A 22,047-nucleotide genomic window follows, 5' to 3' on the forward strand; every position below is an offset into this window, starting at 1 on the left:
CTTTGTGCCCAACGTGCGCTGGGTGGGCAGGTCGTTGGAGGGGAATTTGTGCAGGTCACAAGCGTCGGCCACGCTGGCTTTCTGATCCGGACCCGGGCGGGCAGCATCCTGTGTGACCCCTGGGTCAACCCGGCGTACTTCGGCTCCTGGTTCCCCTTCCCGGACAACAGCGCGCTGGACTGGCCCGCCCTGGGCGACTGTGACTATCTGTATGTCTCGCACCTGCATAAGGACCACTTCGACGCCAAGCTGCTGGAGGCGCACGTCAACAAGGACGCGGTCGTGCTGCTGCCCGACTACCCGGTGCCCGACCTGCGAAACGAGTTGCAGAAGCTGGGGTTTCACCGGTTCTTCGAGACCACGGATTCGGTCAAGCACCGTCTGTCGGGGCCCAAGGGCGACCTCGACGTGATGATCATCGCGCTGCGGGCGCCGGCCGACGGCCCGATCGGCGACTCGGCGCTGGCGGTGTCGGACGGCGAGACAACGGCTTTCAACATGAACGACGCCAGGCCGGTCGACCTGGATGTGCTGGCCGCCGAATTCGGCCACATCGACGTGCATATGCTGCAGTACTCCGGGGCCATTTGGTACCCCATGGTCTACGACATGCCGGCGCGGGCCAAGGCAGCGTTCGGCATCCAAAAGCGGCAGCGGCAGATGGACCGCGCCCGCCAGTACATCGCCCAGGTGGGCGCGACCTGGGTGGTGCCGTCCGCCGGGCCGCCGTGCTTCTTGGACCCCGAACTGAGTCACCTCAACGACGACGGCACCGATCCGGCCAACATCTTCCCCGACCAGACGGTGTTCCTGGAGCAGATGCGGGCGCACGGCCACGACCGCGGCCTGCTGATGATTCCCGGCTCGATCGCCGATTTCGCCGGCGCGGCGCTGAACTCGCTGAGCCACCCGCTGCCCGCCGACCAAGTCGAGGCTATCTTTACCACCGGTAAGGCCGCATACCTCGCCGACTATGCCGACCGAATGGCGCCGGTGCTCGCCGCGGAGAAGGCGGGCTGGGCCCCGGCCGAGGGTGAGCCGCTGCTCGAGCCACTGCGCGCGCTGTTCGAACCGATCATGCTGCAAAGCAACGAGATCTGCGACGGCATCGGCTACCCGGTCGAACTGGTGATCGGCCCGCAAACGGTGGTGTTGGACTTTCCGAAACGTGCGGTGCGAGAGCGGATTTCCGACGAGAAGGTGCGCTACGGGTTCGCCATCGCGCCCGAGCTGGTGCGCACGGTGCTGCGCGATCAGGAACCCGACTGGGTCAACACCATCTTCTTATCCACCCGGTTTAGGGCATGGCGGGTCGGCGGCTACAACGAATACTTGTACACGTTCTTCAAGTGCCTGACCGACGAGCGGATCGCCTACGCCGACGGCTGGTTCGCCGAGGCCCACGATGACTGCGCCTCGATCACCCTGGACGGCTGGGAAATTCAGCGCCGATGCCCCCACCTCAAGGCCGATCTGTCGAAATTCGGTGTGGTGGAGGGCAACACGCTGACCTGCAACCTGCACGGGTGGCAGTGGCGGCTCGACGATGGCCGCTGCCTGACCACCCGGGGTCACCAGTTGCGGAGTTCGCGGTCATGATGCAGTTCTACGACGACGGTGTGGTGCAGCTGGACCGCGCAGCGCTCACGTTGCGCCGCTACCACTTTCCCTCGGGCACGGCCAAGGTCATCCCGCTGGCGAACATCCGCGGCTACCGGGTCGAGTCGCTGGGCCTGCTGACGCATCGGTTCCGTATCTGGGGCAGCTCGGATCTGCGCCGCTGGCTGCCGTTGGACGTCTACCGGCCGCTGAAGTCGACGTTGATCACCCTCGACGTGCCGGGAGCCCGATGGCAGCCCGCCTTCACCCCGGCACGCCCCGACGAATTCACCGCGCTGCTGGATGACCTGCTCAGCCAGCGAGGCTAACGCTTAACGGCCGCTCGCCGAACGTGTGCTCAGGGCGAATTCCACCGCGATTTGTCGCCCTGCGATCACGCTCGGCGCAATTGCACGGGCTCGAGCACCTCGGCGCCGACGTACGGCACCAGCGCGTCGGGCACCCGCACGCTGCCGTCGGGCTGCTGGTGGTTCTCCAGGATCGCAACCAGCCACCGGGTGGTGCCCAGCGTTCCGTTGAGGGTGGCCGCGATCTGCGGCTTGCCGCCGGCGTCGCGGTAGCGGATCGCCAGCCGGCGCGCCTGAAAGGTGGTGCAATTCGACGTCGACGTCAGCTCACGGTAGGTCCGCTGCGTGGGAATCCAGGCCTCGCAGTCGAACTTGCGCGCCGCCGACGAGCCGAGGTCGCCCGCGGCCACATCGACGACTCGATACGGCACCTCGATGCGCGCCAGGATCTCGCGCTGCCAACCCAGCAGCCGGTCATGTTCGGCCTCGGCGTCGGCGGGGGTGCAGTACACGAATCCCTCCACCTTGTCGAACTGGTGCACCCGGATGATGCCGCGAGTGTCCTTGCCATGGCTGCCGGCCTCGCGGCGGAAACACGACGACCAGCCCGCATACCGCAGCGGCCCGCCGGACAGGTCCAGGATCTCGTCGGAGTGGTAGCCGGCCAGCGGCACCTCGGACGTCCCCACTAAGTAGAGGTCGTCGCCCTCCACCCGATACACCTCCTCGGCGTGGGCGCCCAGGAATCCCGTGCCCGCCATCACCTGCGGGCGCACCAGCACCGGCGTGATCATTGGGACAAAGCCGTTGTCCACGGCCAGCTTCAGCGCCAGCTGCAACAGGCCCAGCTGCAGCAGTGCGCCGGCACCGGTCAGGAAGTAGAACCGCGAACCCGACACCTTGGCGCCACGTCGCATGTCGATCAAGCCCAGCGACTCGCCGAGCTCCAGATGATCCTTCGGGTTTTCCAGCTGGCTGGGCTCGCCGACGACGTCCAGGACGGCGTAGTCGTGCTCGCCACCGGCGGGTACCGCGTCCAGGATGACGTTCGAAATCGCCATGTGGGCCGAGGTGAACGCCGCCTCGGCAGCCGCCTGGTCCGCTTCGGAGGCTTTGACCTGCTCGGCGAGCTGCTTGGCGCGCCGCAACAACGCCGGACGCTGCTGCGGTGATGCGGCGCCCACACTCTTGCTGGCGGCCTTCTGCTCCGCCCGCAGCGAATCGGCGGCAGAAATCGCGGCCCGGCGGGCGGCGTCGGCCGTCAGCAGGGCGTCCACCAGCGCCGGGTCCTCGCCGCGGCTGAGTTGCGAGCGGCGCACGGCGTCGGGATCCTCCCGGAGCAGCTTCAGGTCGATCACGGCCGCAAGACTACTTTTGACGGCGCCGTCGGTTCGCGCCAGCCGGGGATCGAGTCTCACCTGACCAACATGGGTCACGCTTTCGTGCGGGCCCTGTCAGAATGGAGCGGATGTTGGACGCACCAGTGACGGATCCCGCGGCCGGCGAACCCTCCGCCGAGGCGCCCCTGGCGTCGCAGGCGGCCGGGTTCCGGTGGCCGCGCACCCTCCAGGCGTCCGCGACCAGGCGTGCGCTGCTGTTGACCGCGCTGGGCGGCCTGCTGATCGCCGGCCTGGTCACCGCGATCCCCACCGTCGGCTCCGGGCCGGGGCTGCTCGCCGGCTATCTCGCCAACAATCCGGTGCCCAGCACGGGCGTCAAGCGCAACGCCACCTTCCACCGCGCCACCAGCGGCGACTGCCTGATGTGGCCGGATGGCACGCCGGACGCCGCGACCATCGTCAGCTGCGCCGACGACCACCGGTTTGAGGTGGCCGAGTCGGTCGATATGCGAACGTTCCCCGGCTCGGAATACGGGCCGAACGCCGCGCCGCCGTCGCCAGCGCGCATTCAGCAGATCAACGAGGAGCAGTGCGTGCCCGCGGTGCAGCGCTACCTCGGCATGAAATTCGATCCCAACAGCAAGTTCACCGTGAGCATGTTGTGGTCCGGCGACGTCGCATGGCGCCAGGCCGGCGAGCGCCGCATGCTGTGCGGCCTGCACCTGCCCGGCCCGAACAACCAGCAGGTCTCCTTCAAGGGCAAGGTCGCCGACATCGACCAGTCCAAGGTCTGGCCGGCGGGCACCTGCCTGGGCATCGACTCGACCACCAACCAGCCGGTCGATGTCCCGGTCGACTGTGCTGCGCCGCACGCGATGGAGGTCACCGGCACGGTCAACCTGGCCGAGAAGTTCCCCAATGCCGCGCCTGCCGAAGCCGACCAGGACGGCGTGATCAAGGACGCCTGCACCCGGATGACGGACGCCTACCTGGCGCCCATCACGTTGCGCACCACCACGCTGACGCTGATCTACCCCACGGTGTCGCTGTCCAGCTGGTCGGCGGGCAGCCGCGAGGTTGCCTGCAGCATCGGGGCCACGCTCGGCAACGGCGGCTGGGCCACGTTGGTCAACAGCGCCAAGGGTGCGCTGCTGATCAACGGTCAGCCTCCGGTTCCCCCGCCCGACATCCCCGAAGAGCGGCTCACCCTGCCGCCCCTTCCGCTGCAGCTGCCGATCCCGCAGCCCGCGCCGGTGCAGATCCCGGCCACCCCGCCGGGTAACCAGCATCTCCCCCAGCAACAGCCGGTGGTGACGCCCTCCCGGGCGCCGTCGGGGCCGGCCACCCAAGCACCCGAGACACCGGTCACCCACGGGCCGCCGGCCACCCAGGCGCCGGCCACTCAGGCGCCGGCGGAGAATCAGCCGCCCCCGGCGGACGGCGGAGGGCAGCCGCCACCCGAAGGCCCGGCACCCGGGGTCGCTGAGCCCGTACCGGCGGGCTAGCCGGGTGGCCGTGCGGATGGACCCGCAGCGGTTCGACGAACTGGTCTCCGACGCGCTCGACCTCATCCCGCCCGAGCTGGCCGCCGCGATGGACAACGTCGTGGTGTTGGTCGCCGACCGCCACCCCCGCGACGATCGGCTGCTCGGCCTCTACGAGGGGGTGGCGTTGACCGAGCGGGACAGTCACTACGCCGGGTCGCTGCCGGATGCCATCACGATCTACCGTGACGCGGTGCTGGACGCGTGCGACTCGGTCGACGAGGTGGTCAACCAGGTGGCGATCACGGTGATCCATGAGGTCGCCCATCACTTTGGCATCGACGATGACCGGCTGGACGAACTGGGCTGGGGTTGATGGTTGATGCTCTCGTCAGTCCGACGGGCGCGGCGTCCCGGATTTGTCGCCCGGCGATGCTAGGAACGGCGTATGAGCACAGGCTGCCGAGACTGCCGGGCAGGCGTGGAGCACTGCCACGGCACCCTCATCCGCCACGCTGACGGCCCGTTGCAGGGTCGCGCGGAATGCACCGAAGTGGACTGCCTCAGCCCCCAGCTGGTACCGCACGCCTTCGTCGTCGACTGCGATGCCATCGGGTGCGGATGCGCCGGGTCTATCGCGCTGGCGGTGTGATCGGACAGGTGAGCGTCAGCCCATCGGATCGCTGCTCAACGCCACGGCGTCGGCGACCGCGCGCTCGGGCTCGGGGTAGAACGGCGGCGTCCGGGCTGCCCACCGCACGCAGCTCCAGCGCCCGTCGGTGATCGGCGCCAGCACCACCGACTCGGCATTGCCCAGATGGTTGGCCAGCACGAACTCGCCGTCGACCCCGGCCAGCACCGCCGCTGCCAGCCGGATCGCCGCGCCATGGGCGACGACCACGATGTCGCCATCCCACCGGTCGTCGTCGAGGTAGCGCAGCCGCAAATCGGTGAGCACGGGGACGTATCGGTCCAAGACGTCGTGGGCGGTCTCGCCGCCGGGCATTGCCACGTCCAGCTCACCGCGGTGCCATCGTTGGTAGATGGCGTTGAATTCGGCGACGGCCTCGTCGTCGTTGCGGTTTTCCAGCTCCCCGACCTGCACCTCGTGAATCCCGGCAACCTCGCGCACGGGCATGTCGAGCTCCGCGGCGATCAGCGCGGCCGTCTCGGACGCCCGGATGGCCACCGAGTGCGCGAGCATGGCCATCCGCCCGCTGCCGCCGCGCGCGAACGCCCGGGCCTGATCCCGGCCCAGGGGCGTCAGCGCAGCCCCCGGCGGCAGGGTGTCCAGCCGGCGCTCGAGGTTGCCGTACGACTGGCCGTGTCGCAGCAGCACCAATCGACCGCTCATCGTCCCGCGCCCCCGTCGTCCCGGTAGGCCTGGGCCGGCTCGGGCTTGCCCGCCCGCAGCCGCGCCAGCCAGCTCGCTGCCGGATCCGGCGGCGCCGGCACCGCCGCCCTCGGGCCGGTGGCCGTGCCCGTCGGCCAGGAACCCAGGTATCGCACGTCAGCACAACGACGGTGCAGCGCCTTAAGTGCCTCGGCGACCGCGTGATCGTCGATGTGGCCAAGACAGTCCACGAAAAACATGTAGGTGCCCAGTTCGGTGCGGGTGGGTCGGGATTCGATGCGGGTGAGATCGATGCCGCGCATGCCGAACTCGGTGAGCGCCGCCACCAGCGCGCCGGGCCGGTTGTCGATGCGTAAGACCGCCGACGTGCGATCGGCACCGGTGCGGGCCGGGGGCGGCCCCGGTGGGCCGATGAGCACGAAGCGGGTGCGCGCGTTGGCCTCGTCGACGACACCTTCGGCCAGCGTCTGCAGCGACCAGCGCGTGGCGGCCAACGGCGACGTCACCGCCGCGTCCACCTGGCCATCGGCCACCTGCCGGGCGGCGTCGGCGTTGGAATACGCCGGCCGCAGGTCGACCCCGGGCAGATGGGTGGTAAGCCACCGCCGCACCTGGGCGGCAGCCACCGGAAAGGCCGCTAGTGTTTGCACCTCGGTGGCGCCGCGACCGGGCCGTACGACGATGCTGAACGCCACGTCCAGCGTCATCTCCGCGAACACCTGCAGCGGCGAACCGAGGGCCAGGCTGTCCAGGGTGGGCGCCAGCGACCCGTCGATGGAGTTCTCGATCGGCACGCACGCATAGTCGGCCGTGCGGTCACGGACGGCGTCCAGCGCGGCGGGGGTGCTCTCGACCGGCATCGGCCGCAGAGAATCCGGATCGTGCCCGGGAATGCCTCCGTTGGCCGCGATCTGCAGCAAGGCCGCCTCGGTGAAGGTCCCTTCCGGACCGAGATAAGCGATGCGGGCCACGCTGACAACCCTAACGGCGCGCCGAGTACCACGAGTCTTGCAGAGGCTCCCCATCTAAGTTAACTTAGGCTTACCTAAGACTCGGAGGTCCGATGTTGCCGCTCAACACCGCCGCGCCGACGACCGCTGAACGCATTCGCAGCGCCTGTGTACGGGCCGGCGGCGCCCTGCTGGCGGTCGAGCGTGAGGAGCCGGTGGCCACCGCCGTACACCACTTGATGTTCGACGGATCCTTCGCCGTGGCGGTTCCGATCGATCGCGGCGCGGACGCCGCTAGTGGTTCGCAGGCGTTGCTGGAGCTGACCGACTACGCGCCGCTGCCGGTGCGTGAGCCCGTCCGTTCGCTGGTGTGGGTGCGCGGCCGGATCCACCAAGTACCGCCCGGCGCGGTGGCCAAGCTGCTGGACCTGATCGCCACCGAGCACCCGAATCCGGCGTTGCTGCAGGTCCAAACGCCCAAATCCGGTGCGGCGCCCGGAACGCAGGCCCGGCACGCGCTGCTGCGGCTGGAGATCGCATCGGTGGTGGTGACCGACGCCACCGGCGCCGAGTCGGTCACCGTCGGGGACCTGCTCGCGGCCCGACCCGACCCGTTTTGCGAGCTGGAGTCGGCGTTGCTGTGGCATCTGGCCACCGCCCACGACGATGTGGTCGCGCGGCTGGTGTCCAGGTTGCCGGCGCCGCTGCGGCGCGGACAGGTCCGCCCGCTTGGGCTCGACCGGTATGGCGTGCGGTTTCGCGTCGAAGGTAGCGACGGCGACCGCGACGTCCGGCTGCCGTTTCATCGACCGGTGGACGATATGGCCGGGCTCAGCCAGGCCATCCGGATGCTGATGGGGTGCCCGTTCATCAACGGGCTGCACGCCCGCAGGTAGCGCCGGCCCTCCGCTGGGCCGTCTCGGCTGGCTGCACCAACTGGCTGCGGCCACGTACGGTATCCGGGTGAACGGCGACCGCTCACCGGGGCTTCCGGACCTCGGGACATCCCGACGACCGGCGCCGCCGCGGCTTGCCCATCCCATGCATCCGACCCATCCCGAGCCCTCGCAGGTGATTCGGCGCCCGATCAGCCCGCCCCGACCGGCGGCCGAACACGCCGTCCCGCCACGGCGCCCGCCGGCACCCACCCCGCGCCGGCCCGCGATGCCGTCGGGGCCGTCGCCACGCCTGGTCTCGCCGAAACCACGCCGCACGCGCGGCCGACACCGTTGGGTCCGGGTGGCAGCCCGCAGCCTGCTGATCGGTGCGTTCTTGCTCGGCACCGGGATGGTCGGCGGGGCGGTGTGGCTGGACGCCGCGTTGCACCGCGAGCCGATCCTCACCGACTACTCCGGTCGCCCGGGACCGGGCCGCGGCACGAACTGGCTGCTGGTCGGCTCCGACAGCCGCCAGGGCCTCACCACCCAACAGCAGCGGGATCTGGCCACCGGCGGCGACGTCGGCGCCGGTCGCACCGACACCATCCTGCTCGTTCACCTGCCCAGGCTGGGGTCCAGCACCGCGCCCACGATGGTGTCCATCCCGCGCGACTCATATGTCCCGATCCCCGGCCATGGCACCGACAAGATCAACGCCGCGTTCGCCATGGGTGGGGCATCCTTGTTGACCCGGACCGTCGAGGGGGCCACCGGTCTGCGGCTGGACCATTACGCAGAGGTCGGCTTCAGCGGATTCGCCGTCCTGGTGGACGCCCTGGGCGGGATCACCGTGTGCCCGGCCGAGCCGATCCGCGATCCGTTGGCCGGGATCGACCTGCCAGCCGGTTGCCAGCGGCTGGGCGGCCGTGCTGCCCTGGGCTACGTGCGGACCCGGGCCACGCCACGGGCGGATCTGGACCGGATGATCAACCAACGGCTGGCCTTGACGGCCCTGCTGCACCGCGCCACACGCCCCGTGGTGTGGCTGAGTCCATGGCGTTGGTATTCGGTGCCGCGCGCCGCCGCCGAGGCCTTGACCGTTGACCGTGGTGACCGTGGATGGGACCTGGCCCGGCTGGGCTGGGCGCTGCGCGACACCATCCCGATCACCGTCCCGATCGGCCAGTTCATCAGCGGCGACGCCGGCTCGGTGGTGGTGTGGGACCACGACGGCGCCCGAGGCTTGTTTGACGCTCTGGCCGCCGATGCGCCGGTGCCGGCCGCTCTGGCGGGGCAATCATAAATTGCCAGACAATGACATTGTGCATTTCAATATAGCCTTGCTTTACTTAGGAAAACCTGGCCTTCGTCGACCATTCGTACCATTCGCGACGCACTGAGGAAAACCTTTCCTGAGTAAGCGATGCCTTCCTTGCAGACAGCCATTGACCTCGGATAGCCTGCACCCATGACCGATTACGACGGACCCAGGTCTAAATTCCACGCGTTAATACAAGAACAAATTTCCAACGAATTCACGGCCGCCCAGCAATACATAGCGATCGCGGTTTATTTCGACGGCGCCGACCTGCCCCGATTGGCGAAGCACTTCTACGCCCAAGCGGTCGAGGAGCGTAATCACGCGATGATGCTCGTGCAGCATCTGCTTGACCGTGGCCTGCGTGTCGAGATCCCCGGGGCGGACGCGGTGCGCAACCAGTTCGACGGACCGCGCGACGCGCTGGCGCTCGCCCTGGACCAGGAACGTGCCGTCACCGACCAGGTGAGCCGGCTGGCCGGCGTCGCGCGCGACGAGGGTGATTTCTTGGGCGAGCAGTTCATGCAGTGGTTTCTGAAGGAGCAGATCGAAGAGGTCGCGCAGATGTCCAGACTGGTCCGGGTCGCCGATCGGGCAGGAGCCAACCTGTTCGAGCTGGAAAACTTCGTCGACCGCGAGGTGAGCCGCGCACCGGCCGGGCCGGACGCGCCACACGTCGCCGGCGGCCAGCTCTAGAGCATGGGTGTGGCTAGCGGCCTCGCTCGCATGCGGGGTCACCCTGGTTGCAACCCCCGACACGCGTGACGCGCAGGACCGCCAGCCGCTAGCTTCGCTAGCCGCTGCTGCCGGTGGCCCGCCTGTCTTGCAGCCACGCCTTGGTGCGGCCCGGATAGTGGGTGGCGATCCAGGCCACCCCGACCTCCCGGCAGAAGTCGATGTCGTCGTACTGATCGACGTTCCAGCAGTACACCGCCCGGCCCTGGGCCGCGGCCCGGTCCACCAGCAGCGGATATTCCCGCAACGCCGGCAATGACGGCCCCACCGCGGTGGCGCCGACGGCGGTGGCGGCGCTGCTGGCCAGGTAACGGGCGGTCTTGCCGAGTAGCACGGTCGGCAGCAGCGGCGCGGCCCGTCGGATCCGCCAGACGGCGGCGGCCGAAAAAGACATCACCACCGCGCGGGATCGATCGGCGGAGGCGGGCGTGGCGATCCCGAAGCGGTGCAGCAGCGCCAGCAGCTTGCTTTCCACCAGCGACCCATAGCGGACGGGGTGCTTGGTCTCGATGAAGATCTTCACCGGCCGGTGCCAGTCCAGCACCAGCGAAACAAGCGCGTCCAGGGTCAGCAGACTGGTGTCGCCGTGCGTGCCATCCGGACGCCAGCTCTCGTGCCATGCGCCGTACTCCAGCTCGCGTAACTGCTCCAGCGTCATCGTGCTGACCAGCCCGGCCCCGGTCGAGGTCCGGTCCAAGCGGCGGTCGTGCACGCACACCAGAAAACCGTCGCGGGTCAGCCGCACATCGCATTCCACGCCGTCGGCGCCCTCCTTGAGGGCCAGGTCGTAGGCGGCCAGCGTGTGTTCCGGCCGGGCGGCCGACGCACCACGGTGGGCAACCACGAATGGATGCCCGGCGAGCACCCCGTCGGCCCCCGTCATGCCACTATGCTGCCGGTTCCTGCCCCTGCGACTCAACCGCAGCGGCAGCCGGGGACGCGGCCGGCCGGTCTGCCGAAGCGGGGCCTGCCACGATCCAGCGACGGGCGGGGCGTTCCACCGGCTTGCGCTCGAACCCCTCGAAGACCCGCACAACGGCGGCGAGGGTGGCCGCCGCACACAAGTACCCGAGCACCATCATGACGGTGTTGTTGGCGATGCCCTGGGCATCTGAGACCCGGCTGGTGGCGATCGCGAAGATCGATATCACGTTGCTGAAAACCCAAACGCCCCACCACACCACGATCGGGCGGCGCAGCCGCGGGTAGTGGTCTTCGACCAGGGCCAGCTCGATGACATACACCGGCGCCCACACCAGGTTGGCCAGCGGCAGCAGGCAGCCGACCCATAACGCCCGGCGGGAACGCTGTTCCGGAAGGCCCCGGTGCCGCAACGCGGCGGCCCGCCGCGCGGTCAACCACCGGATGAGCAACACCGCGCTGGTGCCGACCGCCACCATCGCCGCCAGGCTGACCGCCACGCCCAGCCAGACTGAGGCGCCGGCCACCACGGAGTTCAGCAACGTGTTGCGGTTGATGACCAGCAGCACATACCGCACCACAAACACCATCGCCGCGATGCACAGCACCAGTTGCGTGATGAAAAGCGTGGCACGCACCGTCGTAGCCGATGGCCCCGCCGCCAGTGTTGGCTGCCGGGCCGCCGGGACGGCCTGGTCGACGCGGTCGGCCAGCCCCCAACGCGGCATCACCGCGTAATGGGGGGTGGGCCCGCGGTGTCGTCGCCCGGACCGCCGCGGCGGCGGGGCGCCGGGACGCACGGCTATCCATCGAAAGCCGGGTGGCAGCCGCGGCGGTGTGCGCCCCGTGACGGGCGCCGTCGGCAGCTGCGGGCCAGCGGGCGTACGCCACCGCGGGTCGCGGACCGGACCCTCGGGCAGCGGCGCCATGAGCGCACCCCGGCAGCGGGGGCACCACAGGCGTTGCCGTTCTCGGACGTTCCATCGAGTGCCGCACTGGGAGCACACCTGGATCACCGCACCAGCGTAGCCCGGCGACGATGCGAGCCCGTCGGGCTCGAGGAGGAGCCGGGCAATCCAGCCCAGCCCGGCGACGATGCGAGCCCGTCGGGCTCGAGGAGGAGCCGGGCAATCCAGCCCAACCCGGCGACGATGCGAGCCCGACGGGCTCCCAGCTACTTTGCGGCTATCCACAATTTCCACAGCTTTATCCACAGCTAGCGAGATCGTCTCCGCGTCTTTGCCGGTGTCTCCCTCGGCCAGCGTGGGCTATCGCTGTGGATAACGTCCCTTTCAGGCGTGCCGATCGACAGCCTGGTCGGTAATCCGAGCGAAGTGCCTTGCCGCGCTAAACACCCCGCAGCTGCGCCCGGCGGCACCCAAACCCCACGACGCCTTGGTTGAGCCCCGGCACAGGCCTTCGGCCTGGTTTTCCAAGCCACGCACTACGCGCTATGATCGCGGACGCGAACTTCGTTGTGACTCACCTCACTGCAGGGTGAGTGTGCAGGTGAAAGGCGTGTCATGGCCACACATTCGTTCGGTCCGGGGTCGACGACACCGTCGAACTCGTACTCCGGGTCGCCGGCGTGGAATCACGCCTACGTCGTGGCCGCGTGGCGGGCAGGCCTGATCGCCCTGGCCTTGCTGGGGATACTCGCCCTCATCGTGTTGTCGTGAACTCTGGCTAGCCGGGTATCCCGGGCAGTAACCCATCCGGGTCGTCCTTGCGGCGCGCGCGGTCATGGAGCAGGGTTGTGTACGCCAGCCCATCGCGTCGGGGATCCCGACGCGAAAAGACGCTCAGACGATTGCTTGATCGAAGGAAGGAATGCCGTGGCCGAATACACCTTGCCCGACTTGGACTGGGATTACGGAGCGCTGGAGCCGCACATCTCGGGTCAGATCAACGAGCTGCATCACAGCAAGCACCACGCCACCTACGTCAAGGGCGCCAACGACGCCGTCGCCAAACTGGCAGAGGCTCGCGCCCAGGACGACCACTCGGCGATCCTGCTGAACGAAAAGAATCTGGCTTTCAACCTCGCCGGTCACGTCAATCACACCATCTGGTGGAAGAACCTGTCCCCCGACGGCGGTGACAAGCCGACCGGCGAACTGGCCGCGGCCATTGACGACTCGTTCGGCTCGTTCGATAAGTTTCGTGCGCAGTTCCACGCGGCCGCTACCACCGTGCAGGGGTCGGGCTGGGCGGCGCTGGGCTGGGACACGCTGGCCGGCAAGCTGTTGATCTTCCAGGTGTATGACCATCAGACCAACTTCCCGCTGGGAATCATTCCGTTGCTGCTCCTCGACATGTGGGAGCACGCCTTCTACCTGCAGTACAAAAATGTCAAAGTCGACTTCGCCAAGGCGTTCTGGAACGTCGTGAACTGGGCGGACGTGCAGTCGCGCTACGCGGCGGCGACCTCGAAAACCCAGGGGCTGATATTCGGCTGAGCCCGGTGCGCCCGGCGTGGGCGCCGCGCCGGATCGCGCGGCGCCCTCGCCGTGAGTCAGGCCCTCATGTGTCCATTTTGTGAACTCGGCGATGGGTAGCCGTGTCGAGTTGCGGGGGCGCGTAACCCGCCCGCATGCTTGGTTATTCGAGCTACCATTTACTGGAGCTGCCAACGTGGTCAATTCGGACGGAGGCGTTTCGGAGGGCGACATGAATGCTGGGTCAAGTCGACCTATAGGGGTTGCCCCCTTTCATTCTCGTGGCGCCCTGAAGGGATTTGTCATCTCCGGACGCTGGCCGGATTCGACGAAAGAGTGGGCGCAGCTGTTGATGGTGGCGGTTCGGGTGGCTTCGTTGCCCGGCTTGCTTGCCACCACAACCGTTTTCGGAGCCCGCGAGGAGTTGCCCGACGAACCCGCGCCGGGCACCGTCGGGCTGGTGCTGGCCGAGGGCACCGTCTTCGGCGAATCCGCCATTCAGCCAGGATATTTCGCTGACCACCAGCCGCCCGCCTTGCTGATGCTGCATCCGCCCTCGGAAACGACGCCGTCGTTGCCGGAATGCGCGGGGGCCGCTTCCGGGTGTGTGCTGCTGCCCGGTTTGCCGTATCTGGGCTTGGAGCATCGGGCCGCCTGGGTGGAGGCGGAAGCCGACGGCACCATCACCTCGATGGTGAGCCGTGTCGGCGTGGATCCGATCAGCCATCCAGACACCGCGATTCTGGCAATGCTGCTTGCGGCATAAGGGAATTCGAACGAATTAGTTCAGCCCACGAAGTAACAATAGGTTCGGCCGTCCGAACTTCGCCGCCCGCCTGGCGCACGCCACAATTGTCCGCTAGCCTGGGGGCGTCAGCGAAGGGGAGTAGCCCCGAATCGTCGAGTCGACATACTGGCAGACAGCCCGGCCGGCGAACCGTTGCGACGGTGGGTGAGACTTCGACCGATGTTCGATGACCGACAGGTCGTCGACCACGCGTCGAAAGGTTGCCCGTCATGCTCGCCGCCACACTGCTGAGCCTCGGGGTGGTCTTTCTTGCCGAGCTCGGCGATAGGTCCCAGCTGATCACCATGACCTATGCGCTGCGCTACCGCTGGTGGGTGGTGCTGCTCGGGGTGGCGATCGCCGCGTCCACCATGCACGGGGTCTCCGTGGCGGCCGGTCATTTTCTGGGCGCCGCGCTGCCGGCTCGGCCGATGGCGATCGCCTCGGCGATCGCCTTCCTGGTTTTCGCGGCGTGGACCTGGCGCGAAGGCGCGGCGCGCGACGCCGGCAACGTATCGGCCGCTGGTGAACCCCGGTTTGCGCTGCTCACCGTGGTGTCGTCATTCGTGCTGGCCGAAGCCAGCGACAAGACCACGCTGGCGACGGTGATGTTGGCCAGCGATCACAATTGGGCCGGTGTCTGGCTGGGCACCACGCTTGGCATGATCGTGGCTGACGGGCTCGCCGTCGGGGTGGGATTGCTGCTGCATCAACGGTTGCCCGAGCGGCTGCTGCACGCCCTGGCCAGTCTGATGTTTCTGGTCTTCGGGCTGTGGATGCTGTTCGACGACGCGTTGGGATGGCGCGCGGCCGCCATCGCGGTCACCGGAGCGGCGGTGCTGGTCGCGGCGACTGGGTGCACCGCGCAAACTCTTCGGAGGCGGCGTGCGACGGCTGGGACCTCCCGCGGGTCGGGGGATGTCGGCTAACCGGCGGGTGACCGCACGCACCCCACCCAGCCCAGGCATCCCAGCCGTCCCTGGGTTGGTTCGGGAGCCTCTCCGGCGGCGCCGCGGGTCGCTGGGCGGGCGCCCCGCGATGCCGGACAGCAAATGCCGGTTTCGCCGGGTCCCCGCGGTGTGCTGGTTGCCCAACGTTGGTTGAACCCTTCCGACAACGGCCAGCCGACCCCGCCTCCCAGGATGAGCAGGATAAAACGCCGAGCACGTTCTCGGCGGGTATTCTGCGGATAACCTGTGAAATCCGTTCATCTTGTGGACACCCAGCGCGATCGGTTGGAGGCTCATAGAGGCCGTCTTCACCGGCCACGCGGCACCCCGTCAGCCGATCCGGTCAGGTTTGCACTTGGTTGTGAACACAACTGTCGCTACCATGATCAGCAAATACATCTAGATAATCGTTAGCCCTTTCAGCCAGGTGGAGGTCATATCGATGAGCACGACATTTGCTGCCCGCTTGAACCGCCTGTTTGACACGGTGTATCCACCCGGACGCGGGGCGCACACCTCCGCGGAGGTGATCGCCGCGCTCAAGGCGGAGGGCATCACGATGTCGGCTCCGTACCTATCGCAGCTACGTTCCGGCAACCGCACCAACCCATCGGCGGCGACCATGGCCGCCCTCGCCAACTTCTTCCGCATCAAGCCCGCCTACTTCACCGACGACGAATACTACGAGAAGCTCGACAAGGAACTGCAGTGGCTGGCCACCATGCGTGACGACGCCGTGCGCCGGGTCGCGTCCAAGATCCAGGATTTGTCGCCCCAGGCGCAACAGCAGGTTCTGGAGCGGATCGATGAGCTGCGCCGCACGGAGGGGCTCGACGCTTAGACCCGCTGCCCTGACGGCTTGGCGGCGGCCCACCCCGATTAGGGTTGGCCCAGCGATCGCGCATCCGCATCGCGATAGTCCACGAGATACCGGGAGGCGGCCGGCAATGGGCCTGTTCCGCAAGCGAAGGAGCCGCGCTACGCGTCGTGCCGAAGCCCGCGCGCTCAGGGCCCGCGCCCGCCTGGAGGCCAGGCTGGCCGCTAAAAACGAGAAGCGCCGCATCAAGGCCGCCCAGCGAGCCGAGACGAAGGCCCTCAAGGCACGGCTCAAGGCCCAGCGGGACAGCGACCGGGCGGCGCTGAAAGTCGCCGAAACCCAACTCAAGGTGGCGCGCGAAGGTAGGTTGCTCTCGCCCACCCGAATTCGACGTCTGCTCGCGGTGTCTCGGCTGCTCGCGCCGATCCTCACGCCGCTGATATACCGGGCCGCCATGGCGGCGCGCGGGCTGATCGATCAACGCCGCGCGGACCGGCTGGGGATTCCGCTGGCCCAACTCGGCCGGTTCTCCGGGCACGGCGCGCGATTGTCGGCACGGATCGCGGGCGCGGAACAGTCGCTGCGGACGGTGCGGGAAAAGAAGCCGAGGGACGCCGAGACCCAGCAGTTCGTGACGGCCATCACCGAGCGGCTGACCGCTCTGTCGGCGGCGGTCGGCGCTGCCGAAAACATGCCGTCGGCCCGGCGCCGCGACGCCCACTCCGCGATCTCGTCGCAGCTCGACGGCATCGAGGCCGACCTGATGGCTCGGCTCGGATTGACCTAACCGGCCGAAACGATGACTTCGCTGCGCGCCATCCCACGACGGGCCACCCGGATCGTCGCCGGACGACACCGCCTACCGGTGAGGCGGCTGCTGTCGGCGTGGGTGGCGCTGCTGCTGGCCGTGGCGTTGCTCACGACGCCGACCACGGAGGTGGCCGCCGCGCAGGCCGGGCCCACCATCGGATGGCATCGGCCCGCCGCCGACGCTCGCGGCGGCGACGACGTGCCGGCCTGGCCGTTCGCGCTCGGCACGGTGGCAGCGGTCGCCGCGGCCGCATTGTGGGCGGCGCGACGCAAACCCTGATGCCAAGGTAGCCGCGACGACGCAGCGATCTGTCCTGGCATGATGGGACCCGGCGACAGCAACGACGAAGCTGCAAAGGAGCGGCCGCATGGCAGACCCGCAGGATCGACCCGACAGCGAACCCGGGGGGGCATCGCAGCCACCGGCCAAACGGCAGCCGGCCAAGAAGGCCGCAAAGGCCCCCGCCAAGAAAGCCCCCGCGAAGAAGGGGCCGGCGAAAAAAGCGCCCGCCAAGAAGGCTCCCGCCAAGCGTCCCGAACCCGTGCCCCCGAAGCTGGCAAAGCCGCCCGTCGGGCAGCAGATCGAAACCAACGGCCAGCTTGGCGCTGCCGCTAAAGATGCTGCGGCACAAGCAAAGTCAACCGTGGACAGGGCCAAAAACCCGCTTCCCCAAAACGGATCGCGGCCGTCACCGAGGAATTTCCCCGTGCCAGTGATAATTGCGATCACCCTCAGCCTGTTGGCCATCCTGCTGGTCCGGCAACTGCGCCGCCACTGAACACCGGTGGCACCACGATGACCGTGTCCTTCCGGCCCACCGCCGACTTGGTCGATGATATCGGGCCCGATGTGCGCAGCTGCGACCTCCAGTTCCGGCAGTTCGGCGGCCGCAGCGAGTTCGCCGGCCCCATCAGCACCGTGCGATGTTTCCAGGACAACGCGCTGCTGAAGTCGGTTCTCTCCCAACCGGGTGCCGGTGGGGTGCTGGTGATCGACGGTGCCGGGTCGCTGCACACCGCGTTGGTCGGCGACGTCATCGCCGAATCGGCGCGTTGCAACGGCTGGGCCGGCCTGGTCGTGTATGGCGCGGTGCGCGACGCCGCCGCCCTGCGCAGCATCGACATCGGCATCAAGGCGCTGGGCACCAATCCCCGCAAGAGCACCAAGACCGGTGCGGGGGAACGCGACGTCGAGGTTACCTTGGGCGGTGTGACGTTCGTGCCAGGCGAGATCGCCTACAGCGACGACGACGGGATCGTCGTCGTCTCCGCCGACGCGAGCTAAATGCTAAACCGGCACCGGAGCTTGCTTTTTGGCGAACCGCAGACCCTCGTCGTCGATCTTGCCGCGCCGGATCAGGTGGATGTCGCGCAGGTAGTTCTGGTTTAGCCGCCACGGCGTGCGCGAACCCTGCTTGGGCAGCTCGTGCAGGGAGCGCAGCACGTAACCCGGGGTGAACTCCATGAACGGTCGTTCCTGGACATCGGAACCCGGACGCTCGACCTCCACGGTGTCAAACCCATTGGCGTCCATGTAGTTCAACAGACGACAGACGAACTCGGACACCAGGTCAGCTTTCAGGGTCCACGACGCATTGGTGTATCCGACCGTGTAGGCCATGTTCGGGATGCCAGACAGCATCATGCCCTTGTAGGCCATGGTCTGGGTGAGGTCCACGGGTTCGCCGTCGATGCTGGCCGTCGCCCCGCCAAAGAGCTGCAAATTCAAACCCGTTGCGGTGATGATGATGTCGGCCGACAGTTCGCGACCCGAGTTGAGCCGAATACCGGTTGGGATGAACCGGTCGATGGTGTCGGTGACGACCTCGACCTGCCCGTGTCGGATGGCGCGGAACAGGTCACCGTTGGGCACCAGGCACAGCCGCTGCTCCCACGGGTTGTAGTGCGGGCCGAAGTGCTTGCGCACGTCGTAGCCCTGCGGGAGCTGACGCTGGGCCAAACCCATGAACATTTTCCGCATGCGGCGCGGCCACTTCTGGCAGGCCGCGTACACCGCGGCCTGGCGTAGCACGTTCTTCCACCGAACCGCGGTATAGGCCACCTTCGGGGGCAGCCAGCGGTTGAGCCGTTCGGCGATGCTGTCGCGGTCTGGCTGGGACACGATGTAGGTCGGGGAGCGCTGCAGCATGGTGACATGTTTGGCACCGGAATTCACCAGTGCGGGCACAAGGGTGACGGCGGTGGCGCCGCTGCCGATCACGACGATGTTCTTGTCGGCATAGTCGAGGTCTTCGGGCCAGTGCTGCGGATGGATGATCGGGCCGGTGTAGTCCTGCGAGCCGGCGAACTTCGGCAGGTAGCCCTGCTCGTAGTTGTAGTAGCCGCTGCACAGGAACAGGAACGAGCAGCTGAGCGTGCTCGGCGTGCCATCGCGGTCGATGTGCACGGTCCAGCGACGCTCGCCGCTCGACCAGTCGGCACTGACCACCTTGTGGTTGAACCGGATGTGCTTGTCGATGCCGTACATGGCCGCCGTGCTCTTGACGTATTCCAGGATCGGCCCGCCGTCGGCGATGGCCTGGCGGTCGGTCCACGGGCGGAACCGAAAGCCTAACGTGTACATGTCGGAATCGGAGCGAATGCCGGGGTAGCGAAACAGGTCCCAGGTGCCGCCCATGACCGCCCGCTTTTCCAGGATGGCGTAGCTCTTGGTCGGGCAGCGAGCTTGCAAGTGCCAGGCCGCGCTCACCCCCGAGATGCCGGCGCCCACGATCACCACGTCCAGGTGCTCAGTCATCTGACCCATGAAGGCACGGTATCAACGCTATGTCGAGGTCGTCAACGTAGTGTCGAAAGTCTCGACACGGAGTAAGCTTGCCCGTCGTGACCACCTCTGCCGCTAGCCAGCCCGCACTCCACCGCGGTCGGCGCAGTGCCCGGCCATCCGGCGACGATCGCGAACTGGCGATCTTGGCCACCGCCGAGAGCCTTCTCGCGGAGCGGCCATTGGCCGACATCTCGGTCGACGGCCTGGCCAAAGGTGCCGGCATCTCCCGGCCGACGTTTTACTTCTATTTCCCGTCCAAGGAAGCGGTGCTGTTGACGCTGCTGGATCGGGTGATCAACGAGGCCGACTCCGCGCTGGAAGCCCTCATCGAACATCCGGCCGATCGGGACACCATGTGGCGCACCGGGATCAACGTGTTCTTCGAGACGTTCGGCGCGCACAAGGCGGTGACCCGGGCGGCGCAGGTCGCCGCGGCGACCAATGCCGAGGTCCGCGAGCTGTGGTCGACCTTCATGCAGAAATGGATCAACTACACCGCCGCCGTGATCGACGCGGAGCGCGAGCGCGGGGCCGCGCCCCACACCCTGCCGTCCCAGGAGCTCGCCACCGCGCTGAACCTGATGAACGAGCGGACGTTGTGCGCATCGTTTGCTGCCGAGCAGCCCTGCATCCCGGAACCGCACGTGGTGGACACCCTGGTGCACATCTGGGTCAGCAGCATCTACGGCGCGGCCAGCTAGCTGGTAGCGAGCCGGGCAGCCCGTCGGGTAGCTAAGTCGACCCCGCCCACGCCAGCAGCCGCTCGGCCGGCCAGGTGTTGACGATGTGGTCGACGGGCACGTCGGCGTCCAGCGCGCGTTGGGCGCCATAGCCGAGGAAGTCCAGCTGCCCGGGCGCGTGCGCGTCGGTGTCGATGCTGAACACGCAGCCGATGTCACGCGCGAGCCTCAGCAGCCGGGTCGGCGGGTCTCGGCGCTCCGGACGGGAGTTGATCTCCACGGCGGTGCCGTGCTCCCGGCAGGCACTGAACACCGCCTCGGCGTCGAACTTCGACTCTGGCCGGATGCCACGGTCGCCGGTGACCAGCCGTCCGGTGCAGTGACCGAGCACGTTCGCGCGGCCGTTGGAGACGGCACGCACCATTCGGCGGGTCATCGCCGCCGAATCCATGGAGAGCTTCGAGTGCACGCTGGCCACCACGATGTCCAGGCGCCGCAGCAGCTCGGGATCCTGGTCCAGGGTGCCATCGTCGAGAATGTCGACCTCGATGCCGGTGAGAATGCGCATCGGTGCGAACCTGTCCCGCAGCTCCTCGATCACGTCGAGCTGTTTGCGCAACCGGTCCGCCGACAGGCCGTTGGCGATGGTCAGCCGCGGCGAGTGGTCGGTGACCGCGCAGTACTGGTGGCCCAGCGCGGCCGCGGTGGCCATCATCTCTTCGATCGGCGCCGACCCGTCCGACCAATCCGAATGCAGGTGCAGATCGCCGCGCAGCGCGGCACGGATCGCGCCGCCACCGAAATCCTGCGCGGAGGCTCGCAATTCGACCAACAGGTCCGGTTCCCGGCCGGACCACGCCTGTGCGATCACCTCCGCGGTCTTGGGTCCGATGCCCGTCAGCGACTGCCAGCTGTTGGCCCGGCCGTGCCGCTCGCGCGCGGCGTCGTCGAGCCGCTCGATGATGTCGGCGGCGTTGCGATACGCCATGACTCGCCGGGGGTCGTGACGGCTGCGGTCCTTGTAGTAGGCGATCTGACGCAGCGCGGCTACCGGGTCCATGGCCTCGGGCTCCCGAGCGGTTACTCGACGACGAATCCGGTGAAGACCACGGCGAACCCACCTATCTCGCGAGGATGAGCAAGGGCCATGAACACTTCGGGCTACCTTGCGCGCCCGGTCCGCGCCTCACCGCGATTCGGCGAGTTGCTTCACCCGCGGGTCGACTTCCCGGCCGGTCCTCTTACTGACGGTCGCGGCCGCGTTGGCAGCGGCATTGCGTACCGACCGGCTACCTAGCGGGGTCCTGCCGGCCACCGGTTGCGTCTGCGGTGTCGCCATGGTCATCCTCCCCGTGCACGCCTAGCGCCGCGTGTTCCGCGATTGCACGATGGCGCAATCGTGCTTGGTCGCCAGTGTAGATCGCGGCAGCGTGTCCAGCATTTTTCCAACCGAGCTCGGCCTGCGCGTCATCCTCGCTGAACGTGCGCTCGACCGCCCCCATGCTGCGCCGGCACCTCTCGCTGCGCCGATCAGCATCACCCGCGCTGGTGCCGACACCCGCTTATCGCACATCGGCCTCGAGGCTATTCATCTAGATAACAATCCGATAAAGCTGAGCAAACAACATCTGGTGCGCATCTGGGCACCCGTCAGGTGGCTACACGGCGTAGCGCAGCAGCTCCTCGGCGGTTATCAGGCGCTCATTTCTGGCGGGGAATTCGTGGCTCTTTACCGGGTGACGTAACCATGACCAGGCAATTCGTCCCACTCGGGACCGGGGTACTGGGTTGCTACGCACAGTGACAACTCCTGCTATCGGACAATTCAACTGGGACGCCGCATATGACCCACCGTCTGGTCATTATGTGACACAGCCCACAACGGCTAAT

The 22,047-nt window shown here is 67.9% G+C and carries 26 protein-coding genes; 19 read left to right on the plus strand and 7 right to left on the minus strand.

All coding sequences use genetic code 11. The annotated features are described in order from the left end of the window. Positions 1–48: 48 nt before the first annotated feature. Positions 49–1,599, plus strand: a complete 1,551-nt coding sequence (locus G6N20_RS16970) for an MBL fold metallo-hydrolase (protein ID WP_083049306.1) — start codon at positions 49–51, stop codon at positions 1,597–1,599. Continuing rightward, positions 1,596–1,928, plus strand: coding sequence for a hypothetical protein (locus G6N20_RS16975; RefSeq protein ID WP_083049303.1), 333 nt, complete (start codon positions 1,596–1,598; stop codon positions 1,926–1,928). Before G6N20_RS16970 ends, G6N20_RS16975 begins: the two co-directional genes overlap by 4 nt. Before the next feature lie 65 nt (positions 1,929–1,993). Here the strand turns inward: G6N20_RS16975 and serS are convergent, their stop codons facing one another. Then, positions 1,994–3,265: a serine--tRNA ligase gene (gene serS, locus G6N20_RS16980; RefSeq protein ID WP_083049300.1), complete on the minus strand. Its 1,272-nt coding sequence runs from the start codon at positions 3,263–3,265 to the stop codon at positions 1,994–1,996. A 110-nt stretch (positions 3,266–3,375) separates the two neighbouring features. Here serS and G6N20_RS16985 point away from each other — a divergent pair, with 110 nt between their 5' ends. From G6N20_RS16985 to G6N20_RS16995, 3 genes are all read left to right on the plus strand, one after another. After that, complete coding sequence (locus tag G6N20_RS16985; protein ID WP_142272070.1) at positions 3,376–4,752, plus strand: septum formation family protein; 1,377 nt, start codon at positions 3,376–3,378, stop codon at positions 4,750–4,752. Positions 4,753–4,756: 4 nt separating this feature from the next. Next, on the plus strand, positions 4,757–5,107 hold the full coding sequence (locus G6N20_RS16990; RefSeq protein ID WP_083049294.1) for a metallopeptidase family protein: 351 nt from the start codon (positions 4,757–4,759) through the stop codon (positions 5,105–5,107). A gap of 72 nt (positions 5,108–5,179) precedes the next feature. Further along, a complete protein-coding gene (locus G6N20_RS16995) occupies positions 5,180–5,383 on the plus strand; it encodes a hypothetical protein (protein ID WP_083049291.1) in 204 nt (67 codons plus the stop codon). A gap of 15 nt (positions 5,384–5,398) precedes the next feature. Here G6N20_RS16995 and G6N20_RS17000 read toward each other — a convergent pair whose 3' ends face one another. Next, positions 5,399–6,085, minus strand: a complete 687-nt coding sequence (locus G6N20_RS17000) for a histidine phosphatase family protein (RefSeq protein WP_083049288.1) — start codon at positions 6,083–6,085, stop codon at positions 5,399–5,401. Beyond that, on the minus strand, positions 6,082–7,056 hold the full coding sequence (pheA, locus tag G6N20_RS17005; RefSeq protein WP_142272069.1) for a prephenate dehydratase: 975 nt from the start codon (positions 7,054–7,056) through the stop codon (positions 6,082–6,084). The genes G6N20_RS17000 and pheA overlap by 4 nt, the downstream gene beginning before the upstream one ends. Before the next feature lie 92 nt (positions 7,057–7,148). On the opposite strand from pheA, the gene G6N20_RS17010 reads away from it, so the two are divergent. From G6N20_RS17010 to G6N20_RS17020, 3 genes are all read left to right on the plus strand, one after another. Continuing rightward, positions 7,149–7,931 carry a DUF2470 domain-containing protein gene (locus G6N20_RS17010; RefSeq protein WP_083049282.1) on the plus strand — a complete coding sequence of 261 codons (783 nt, stop codon included), beginning with the start codon at positions 7,149–7,151 and terminating at the stop codon, positions 7,929–7,931. Between the two features lie 67 nt (positions 7,932–7,998). Next, a complete protein-coding gene (locus G6N20_RS17015; RefSeq protein ID WP_372516379.1) occupies positions 7,999–9,216 on the plus strand; it encodes an LCP family protein in 1,218 nt (405 codons plus the stop codon). 165 nt (positions 9,217–9,381) lie between these two features. Then, entirely contained in the window at positions 9,382–9,927 is a 546-nt protein-coding gene (locus G6N20_RS17020; protein ID WP_083049276.1) for a ferritin, read from the plus strand. 97 nt (positions 9,928–10,024) lie between these two features. Here the strand turns inward: G6N20_RS17020 and G6N20_RS17025 are convergent, their stop codons facing one another. Both G6N20_RS17025 and G6N20_RS17030 read right to left on the minus strand, forming a co-directional pair. Beyond that, on the minus strand, positions 10,025–10,849 hold the full coding sequence (locus G6N20_RS17025; protein ID WP_083049274.1) for a glycerophosphodiester phosphodiesterase: 825 nt from the start codon (positions 10,847–10,849) through the stop codon (positions 10,025–10,027). Positions 10,850–10,853: 4 nt separating this feature from the next. Beyond that, positions 10,854–11,903 carry a DUF4328 domain-containing protein gene (locus tag G6N20_RS17030; protein ID WP_083049272.1) on the minus strand — a complete coding sequence of 350 codons (1,050 nt, stop codon included), beginning with the start codon at positions 11,901–11,903 and terminating at the stop codon, positions 10,854–10,856. A 507-nt stretch (positions 11,904–12,410) separates the two neighbouring features. On the opposite strand from G6N20_RS17030, the gene G6N20_RS20485 reads away from it, so the two are divergent. The 9 genes from G6N20_RS20485 to rraA all read left to right on the plus strand — a co-directional run bounded on the left by G6N20_RS20485 (position 12,411) and on the right by rraA (position 17,974). Next, complete coding sequence (locus tag G6N20_RS20485) at positions 12,411–12,566, plus strand: hypothetical protein (protein WP_169715461.1); 156 nt, start codon at positions 12,411–12,413, stop codon at positions 12,564–12,566. A gap of 156 nt (positions 12,567–12,722) precedes the next feature. Beyond that, on the plus strand, positions 12,723–13,346 hold the full coding sequence (locus tag G6N20_RS17035) for a superoxide dismutase (RefSeq protein WP_083049270.1): 624 nt from the start codon (positions 12,723–12,725) through the stop codon (positions 13,344–13,346). A 211-nt stretch (positions 13,347–13,557) separates the two neighbouring features. Beyond that, a complete protein-coding gene (locus G6N20_RS17040) occupies positions 13,558–14,091 on the plus strand; it encodes a peptidase (RefSeq protein ID WP_083049268.1) in 534 nt (177 codons plus the stop codon). A 251-nt stretch (positions 14,092–14,342) separates the two neighbouring features. Next, complete coding sequence (locus G6N20_RS17045; protein WP_083049267.1) at positions 14,343–15,041, plus strand: TMEM165/GDT1 family protein; 699 nt, start codon at positions 14,343–14,345, stop codon at positions 15,039–15,041. Positions 15,042–15,504: 463 nt separating this feature from the next. Continuing rightward, positions 15,505–15,903 (plus strand): helix-turn-helix domain-containing protein, encoded by a 399-nt coding sequence (locus G6N20_RS17050; protein WP_083049341.1) that lies wholly within the window; start codon positions 15,505–15,507, stop codon positions 15,901–15,903. Positions 15,904–16,009: 106 nt separating this feature from the next. After that, positions 16,010–16,666: a DUF6474 family protein gene (locus G6N20_RS17055; RefSeq protein ID WP_083049264.1), complete on the plus strand. Its 657-nt coding sequence runs from the start codon at positions 16,010–16,012 to the stop codon at positions 16,664–16,666. A 78-nt stretch (positions 16,667–16,744) separates the two neighbouring features. Then, the gene (locus G6N20_RS17060) at positions 16,745–16,969 is read left to right on the plus strand and encodes a hypothetical protein (RefSeq protein WP_232065364.1); all 225 of its coding nucleotides are present in this window, start codon (positions 16,745–16,747) and stop codon (positions 16,967–16,969) included. Positions 16,970–17,057: 88 nt separating this feature from the next. Beyond that, the gene (locus tag G6N20_RS21820; RefSeq protein WP_083049262.1) at positions 17,058–17,468 is read left to right on the plus strand and encodes an Rv3852 family protein; all 411 of its coding nucleotides are present in this window, start codon (positions 17,058–17,060) and stop codon (positions 17,466–17,468) included. Between the two features lie 17 nt (positions 17,469–17,485). Next, a complete protein-coding gene (gene rraA, locus G6N20_RS17070; RefSeq protein WP_083049260.1) occupies positions 17,486–17,974 on the plus strand; it encodes a ribonuclease E activity regulator RraA in 489 nt (162 codons plus the stop codon). A gap of 3 nt (positions 17,975–17,977) precedes the next feature. Here the strand turns inward: rraA and G6N20_RS17075 are convergent, their stop codons facing one another. Beyond that, entirely contained in the window at positions 17,978–19,447 is a 1,470-nt protein-coding gene (locus tag G6N20_RS17075; protein ID WP_083049258.1) for a flavin-containing monooxygenase, read from the minus strand. 86 nt (positions 19,448–19,533) lie between these two features. On the opposite strand from G6N20_RS17075, the gene G6N20_RS17080 reads away from it, so the two are divergent. After that, positions 19,534–20,178, plus strand: a complete 645-nt coding sequence (locus G6N20_RS17080) for a TetR/AcrR family transcriptional regulator (protein ID WP_083049255.1) — start codon at positions 19,534–19,536, stop codon at positions 20,176–20,178. A gap of 31 nt (positions 20,179–20,209) precedes the next feature. Here G6N20_RS17080 and G6N20_RS17085 read toward each other — a convergent pair whose 3' ends face one another. Continuing rightward, a complete protein-coding gene (locus G6N20_RS17085) occupies positions 20,210–21,217 on the minus strand; it encodes a PHP domain-containing protein (RefSeq protein ID WP_083049253.1) in 1,008 nt (335 codons plus the stop codon). A 370-nt stretch (positions 21,218–21,587) separates the two neighbouring features. Here G6N20_RS17085 and G6N20_RS17090 point away from each other — a divergent pair, with 370 nt between their 5' ends. Beyond that, positions 21,588–21,902 (plus strand): hypothetical protein, encoded by a 315-nt coding sequence (locus G6N20_RS17090; RefSeq protein ID WP_158084765.1) that lies wholly within the window; start codon positions 21,588–21,590, stop codon positions 21,900–21,902. Positions 21,903–22,047 lie beyond the last annotated feature (145 nt).

The organism is Mycobacterium shinjukuense, assembly GCF_010730055.1.
Taxonomy (GTDB): domain Bacteria; phylum Actinomycetota; class Actinomycetes; order Mycobacteriales; family Mycobacteriaceae; genus Mycobacterium; species Mycobacterium shinjukuense.